Annotated in this window: 6 protein-coding genes; all 6 read left to right on the forward strand. The window is 32.0% G+C overall.

Features of this window, described 5'->3' with window-relative positions; translation table 11 throughout:
* The first annotated feature begins 43 nt into the window (after positions 1 to 43).
* Positions 44 to 1,117 carry a hypothetical protein gene (locus NTX22_07595; protein MCX6150366.1) on the forward strand — a complete coding sequence of 358 codons (1,074 nt, stop codon included), beginning with the start codon at positions 44 to 46 and terminating at the stop codon, positions 1,115 to 1,117.
* Positions 1,118 to 1,237: 120 nt separating this feature from the next.
* Positions 1,238 to 2,302: a hypothetical protein gene (locus NTX22_07600; protein MCX6150367.1), complete on the forward strand. Its 1,065-nt coding sequence runs from the start codon at positions 1,238 to 1,240 to the stop codon at positions 2,300 to 2,302.
* Positions 2,303 to 2,668: 366 nt separating this feature from the next.
* Positions 2,669 to 2,824 (forward strand): hypothetical protein, encoded by a 156-nt coding sequence (locus NTX22_07605; GenBank protein MCX6150368.1) that lies wholly within the window; start codon positions 2,669 to 2,671, stop codon positions 2,822 to 2,824.
* Between the two features lie 251 nt (positions 2,825 to 3,075).
* A complete protein-coding gene (locus NTX22_07610) occupies positions 3,076 to 4,425 on the forward strand; it encodes a T9SS type A sorting domain-containing protein (protein MCX6150369.1) in 1,350 nt (449 codons plus the stop codon).
* Positions 4,426 to 5,210: 785 nt separating this feature from the next.
* Positions 5,211 to 6,257, forward strand: a complete 1,047-nt coding sequence (locus NTX22_07615; protein ID MCX6150370.1) for a hypothetical protein — start codon at positions 5,211 to 5,213, stop codon at positions 6,255 to 6,257.
* A 165-nt stretch (positions 6,258 to 6,422) separates the two neighbouring features.
* Positions 6,423 to 7,220 (forward strand): hypothetical protein (locus NTX22_07620; GenBank protein ID MCX6150371.1); only part of this gene is annotated, 798 nt, incomplete at its 3' end.

Genomic DNA, 7,220 nt, shown 5'->3' on the forward strand with positions numbered 1-7,220 from the left:
GAAAAGTAAAAATTTAATTAACGACAAATAGGAATAAATAAAAGTGAACTATAAAAGAATTATTTCCCTACTTCTCTTTTTGCAATGTGTTGCAATTACATTGTTCTTAAATCTATCCTGCAAAAAATCTCCGACAGAACCAACAGATAATATAAAGCCCGGAAGCAGAAATTATGTATGGACGGTGGATACATTAAATTATCCATATAATACTATATATAGGATTTGGGGTAGTTCTCCATCAGATGTATGGGCAATAAGCGGCGGTGGTGATCTGGATAAAACAATTTTTCATTTTGATGGAAATAAATGGACAACTGACGGAAGATTACGACCAATTTCACCTTCATCCATTTGGGGATTTTCTGCTAAGGATATCTGGATAGGTGGAATGAATGGAATGATATGGCATTATGATGGAAATGGCTGGAAGGAAATAAAAAGATTAACAAAAGATGGAAACACGCAAATTGTTTTTGATAATATGTGGGGTGAATCATCTGATGATTTTTATTCTTTTGGTGCGTATCCTACCAATGAAGGTGCCCCAAATAACAGTGTTATAGCCCATTATACAAATAATACATGGACAATTCTCAATACTGATGAACTTATAGGACTGGTTGAACATCTTTATAAAAATAAAGTTGATAATAGAATATATTTACAAGTTATCAGAATGGGTGGGGGGGAATACTTTGACAGTACGTTACTGTACGAATACTATCAAGGAAAATATAATAAATTTTACAGCAGTATCTGGGATAAAGGTGTACAGGCAGATATTAGTTTAATAAATAACGAAGTATATTTTATTTTAGGGAATGAAATAGCAAATCGAATAGATAATCAATTTAAAACCATGTTAAAAGTCGAAAATCCAAATTTTTATCAGCGTATTTGGGGAAGAAATGAAAAAGATATTTTTCTTCTTATGACAGATGGATTAGCCCATTACAATGGAATTGATATAGAATATTTGTTTTATTTTACTTTAGCTAATAAATTACCCTGGACACAAATATTTGGTGCAGTAATCTTTGACAAAGAATTGTTTTTTATTACCTATGAGCCTACTACTAATCTAAATTTAATTTATCACGGAAAACTAAAATAAAAACAATATAGGAAATAAATCTTATGAGATGTCTTAATTATAATATTTGTACTTAGTTAAAGTTATAAAAGCGTAATGAAAAGTAAAAATTTAATTAACGACTAATAGGAATAAATAAAAGTGAACTATAAAAGAATAATTTCCCTTTTTCTTTTTTTGCAATACATTGCAATTACATTGTTCTTAAATCTATCCTGCAAAAAAGCGCCAACGGAACCAAACGATAACCCGCAACCTGGAAGAAGAGATTATTTATGGACGGTGGATACATTAAATTATCCATATAATACCATTTACAGGATTTGGGGTAGCTCACCATCTGATGTTTGGGCTATTAGCGGAGGAGGAGATTTAGATAAAACCATTTTTCATTTTGATGGAACAAAATGGACAACCGATGGAAGATTACGACCCGTTTCACCTCACTCTATTTGGGGATTTTCTGCTAAGGATATCTGGATAGGTGGAATGAATGGAATGATATGGCATTACGATGGTAATGGCTGGAAGGAAGTAACACGATTAACGAAAGATGGGAATACACAAATTGTTTTTGATAACATGTGGGGTGAATCAACAGATGATTTTTATGCTTTTGGTGTATGCCCAGATAGTAATAATTTATCCGTAAACAGTGTAATAGCGCATAATATTGACAAAAAATGGGTAATGTTTAATACTGAAGGTCTTTGTGGAATAGTTGAAAACTTATATAAAAATAAAATTGATCAAAAAATATATCTTAGAGTAATTAAGTGGGGTTATGGAGGATATTTTGATAGCACAATAGTTTACGAATATAACGGAGAAAGATATAATAAAATTTATGGCGACATCTGGGATTATAATCATTGTGCTAACCTTAGTCTAATTAATGGTGAGGTATATTTTGTTTTAGGAAGAGAAATAGCAAATCGAAATAATAATAAATTTCAAACCTTATTGAGAGTAGATAACTCCAAATTTTATAATACTATTTGGGGAAGGAACTCTAAAGATATATTCCTTTTGATGACAGATGGATTGGTACATTATAACGGAAGCGATATGGAATATTTGGTTCATTTTGATAAACTAAGAACGCAAATATTTGGATCAGCAATTTTTGATAAAGAAGTTTTCTTTATTGTGTACGAATCCCAGACAAATCTAAATTTAATCTATCATGGAAAACTAAAAGAATAATAGTTTAGGAGGAATAAGCTTTTAAAATAATTGACAGGTAATGCAGTAACATTACCTGTCTTTAGAAAGAATAACCCAAGGCTGGCAACCTTTTATATTCATTTTATTAAATGAAATACCGGCTATTCTGTTTTTAAAATAAAGAAATTTTCAATAAAAAGAGAGGTCATTATGAATGTGATTAAATGAAACAGCTTTGGTTTTTAATTATAATGTCACCTTACGCAGCATTTTGAACTCTACCCCAAATCCCCTTCTCTTTGAAAGAGAAGGGGACTAAGGAGATGAGTTTTTTGGCTCAAATATCTAAACGATGCGTAACGTGACTTATAATTATAAAATTTATCACTAAAAATGGAATGTAAAATGAAAAAAAAATATTTAATCTTTTCTGCAATTACATTTGTCTTTTTATTTAACCAGATAGTTGCAAATAATTACTCAGGATCAAAAACAACCGCTGTTTATGTACAACCTAACAATGGTAATTCTTACTACGCTTGGGGGTTATATATGAACTAGGTTATAAATACTATGCAGAAGCATCTGAATCAGAGACCGCTAGAACAAAATATACGTTTGATCTGCAAAATATTCCTAGCAATGCAACAATTAACAGTGTCTCTATAAGTTATACCGTTACTAATTGGCAAAATAGTTCTTATAAATTTAATATAACACAAATAGGTAATTATTCTATCGCACAAGATATATGGCAAAATATTGGTCAATCAAGTACCTTATTTTCAAATTTATTATATAGTTATGGGAATATGAATAGTAGTGCACTTACATCGTTGGTGAACAGTTGCAAAGGAAGTTATATGTATTTAGGCGCCTTTTCACAAAACGAATCGAACAGTAATTCTTATGCAAATCTTGATTTAACTTTACAGGTTTCTTTTTCTGTTCCGCCTGCAAATGTAACAATAACTGCTGATAATAATTTTACTGCATCAGACGGAACAACTCACGGATCAATAATTGTTGATGGAAATACAAGAACAGCTCCGTATCCTTTTTCGAAAACCATTGGGCAGAGTGTAACACTGCTGGCTGTTTCCTCTCAGACAGATAATCAAGGTTACCAAAGAATCTGGCATGCCGGTACAACAAATACAAGTCAATGGGAAAAAAATGGTATTTATAAAGATAATACTCAATCAATTACATTTAATGCTGCAGAGAATGATAATAATGCTATATACAAAGCAGACCTAAGAAAAGCAGCCTGCAATGCCAAGTTCCAAACAGGCGGAGTAGGTATTGGGAATAGCAACGGAACAATTGTAGTAAGCTCAACTAATTATTCTTCACCAACACCAAATTTTCCTGTAGTTGAAAGCAATGCAATTACAGTAACATACCCTTGGGATTTTTGGGTAAACAACATTCATTATTGTTTTGCAGAGTATGACTGGTGGAACCGGACGTTTACTTATTATCCTAATGAAAATGTGACATATACACAAAATTATGCTGGTTACCCGGATTATGATTTAAATCTTCATTTCAACTCTTACAATCCAAGAGATACTACTAATAATATTATTTTGTACTGGAATGAATATCCAAATACAGCAGTAACGCAATATCGTATTTGGAGGTACGTTAATTATGGACATGGTGATGTACATACAGATTTATTAGCTACTGTAAACAGAGGAACTACAACTTATACGGATGGTGGTTTCTGGATCAGAAACTCTTCGAATGGAATGGGGCTTTTATATAAAGTTTCACCATATTATTCTACAGAGGGAACAAATGGAGATGCACACGTAAATTGGGTAGCTACTTATGGGGATGGCTCCCAAGTAGGTAAATCAAATGCTAATACAACAGAAAGCAAAACAATTGTTTCCAATTATTCATTAGCCAACTACCCTAATCCATTCAATCCAACAACAAGAATTGAGTATCAGCTTCCTAAAGCTGGATTTGTAACCGTCAAGGTTTACAACGCACTTGGCAAAGAAGTGGCAATGCTTGTTAATGATCGAAAGGATGAAGGAAAATATTTTACTGAGTTTAACGGAGCAGAACTTTCCAGCGGAATTTATTTCTGCGAGCTTAGAGCAAATGAATTTGTAACTATGAAGAAGATGTTACTGGTTAAATAATAAACTGTTGGAGCAGGCTGAATCTATATTTTCAGCCTGCTTAACTTTTTTTGCAATGACAATTAGGTTATTTAAATTAAATTCAATCTGCCTGGGCAAGAAGTTGAGACTTTGGTAAACGAGTATAAAACAGCAGGCTATTACAACACTCTCTGGTCAATTGAAAGTAATCATTTTCCAAGTGGGATATATTTTTATCAGTTAAAAACCGAAGATTATTCTTCAACAAAAAAAATGATTTTGCTTAGGTAGAAGGATTTGAATTAACCTCTGGTTCTGAATAACAAAACGATTAATAAATCAGACCAATTAAATTTTCAACATATACAGCAGAAAGATTTTACCGCTTAATCATTCAATGCACCGGTAGAACATCTATAAGCTAAAATTATTTTTAAAATGTTAGTACTTGTACCATGATTTTAAAATAAATTTTTTGCCCTCAAAAACTTTGATTACAAACCAAATACAAACTATTTAGAGCGATTTTAAAAAAGTGTCTCATAATGGTGCCCGAGAATGAGACACAATTTTGGGTACTTGTACTAAAAACGCACTGCAGATTTAGTACAAGTACCATTGACTTTTTACTTTCTGAAAGTTACGTTGGCAACGGTAAAAATATATTCGCATAGCACGGCAACATTTTTGTTCTTTGTTCTTAGATAAACGAATAAAAACAAGACAGTAAAAAATTAAACAAATAACTTTGTGTAGATGGGGCAACAAAAAACCCGACAATAAAAAGTAAAAATTTAATTAACGACTAATAGGAATAAATAAAAGTGAACCATAAAAGAATGATTTCCCTTCTTCTTTTTTTGCAAGGCATTGCAATTACATTGTTCTTAAATCTATCCTGCAAAAAATCTCCGACAGAACCGGAGGACAACTCTACACCAGGAAGACGTGATTATGTTTGGAGCGCAGATACAATAAAAACAACAGAGTCATTACTTCTTTCTAGGATCTGGGGGAGTTCGCATTATAATATTTGGGCTATTGGACCAAGTAGTTGGACTGCTACTACAATATGGCATTACAATGGACTAAAATGGAGTTGCGATTCTATCCCCCGGAATGTTGGTCCATGGGCAATTTATGGTATAGACAGTAATGAAGTATGGTTAGGAAATAGCAACAGTACAATTTGGAAGTATGACGGAAAAAATTGGACTCAGTTTGGAAAATATAACATAAGCGGTTATGACCATGTATCAATACTTAATTTTTATGGAAAATCAAAAAATGACATTTATGGTGTTGGTTATGCTGAAAACTACAGTAATAATAATTCTAAAGCAATTATAATACATTATGATGGTGTAAATTGGAAATTTGTTAATATCCCTGTTATTAAAGTAGAATTTATAGAAATTGCAATAGACGAAAACACATATTCTCTAATTATATCGGGTTGGTTAATTGACGAAAATGGTCTTACCGGAAAACTTTATATCTGGAATGGCAAAGAATTGAAAGAAATTTATTCTGGGGCAGATGTTTCTATAGGTACTATAAACAATAAAATATACATTACAATAAATCAAAAAATTTATAAATATAATAAGGGAAACTTGGAATTATGGATGGATAAAACGGGTTCCCGCTTTATTGGTAAAATCTGGGGAGGAAGAAGCGAAAAGGATTTTTTCTGGTGCTCATATGAAGGGATTGGTCATTATAATGGAACAGATTTTCAAACAATCTATAATATTGATTTGAATTTAATGTGTGGATATGTATTTGATAAAGATGTTTTTTTTATTTACAAAGACTATAATAAAACAGGTTATAATGTAATTGTACATGGCGTATTAAATGAGGAGTAACAAGAGTAACAAAATGTTCAGTTAATAATAGGGAAAGGTGTTACCGCACCTTTCCCTGTTGATGCAAATAATTTAAGGCTGCTCACCTTTGGGACTTTTTACGTCCGCTTATTTGCATCTCCAATTTAATTAAATTTTTCAAAACAAAAAATTTCTGGAGATTTTATGAAAAGTTCTATTCAAAAAATAGTAGTATTACTAATACTATTTTCCTGCTTATCTTATTCTCAAAGCATTTCTTTTTATCATCCACTAAATGGACAATCTTATACTGAAAAAGACGCTCCTCGGACATCCACAGAAAGTGCAATTTGGGTTTGGCTTAGTTATACTTATAATATTACGCCATATCCGCCAAGAGTATCTCTTTACAATTACGTAAAGTTAATTACACCTAATGGAACATGGAGTACACTTAACGGAGGTCAAATACCAGATTATCATTCGTTACCGTCTGGCAATTATACATGGACACTTGAGCTGTATGAATTTTTCATGGGAGGACAAGATTATGAAAAAACTGCAAATAAAACAATTACGTTTTCTGTTAAAAATACTTTAAAAGTTCAAAATAATTTTACTATTGGAAGCATTATGGTTGATAATGTATCAGTATCAAGTGGTTCCGAATCTTATAAATTAACAGGTCAGACCCTGCCTGTAGGAGCAATTGACCAGTCCGATGGAACTTACAATAGGATCTGGAATAATAGTGGTACAAACAATAGTAATTGGATAAGAGCGCAAAAAAATCAAAGTGGTGCGCCAATACAGGGGGCTATACCCCGGAATTACAATTATACAGTTGTAAGTAATGATAATGGAGCAACAATAACATCGGATATGAAGAAGTTATATGCAGTAACCCTTCAGACTGAAAAAGGTACAACCATTAATGTAAATGGAAATAATTTTACTTCTCCATATTCTACAAATGTAGTTGAGGTAAATAAACTATATTTA

It is taken from the genome of Ignavibacteriales bacterium (genome assembly GCA_026390815.1).
Lineage (GTDB): Bacteria > Bacteroidota > Ignavibacteria > Ignavibacteriales > SURF-24 > JAPLFH01.

Excerpts from the sequence above, each read along its gene's own strand:
- NTX22_07605 (MCX6150368.1), top strand. The coding sequence starts at position 2,669 with ATGAAAAAAAAATATTTAATCTTTTCTGCAATTACATTTGTCTTTTTA.
- NTX22_07610 (MCX6150369.1), top strand. The coding sequence starts at position 3,076 with ATGAATAGTAGTGCACTTACATCGTTGGTGAACAGTTGCAAAGGAAGT.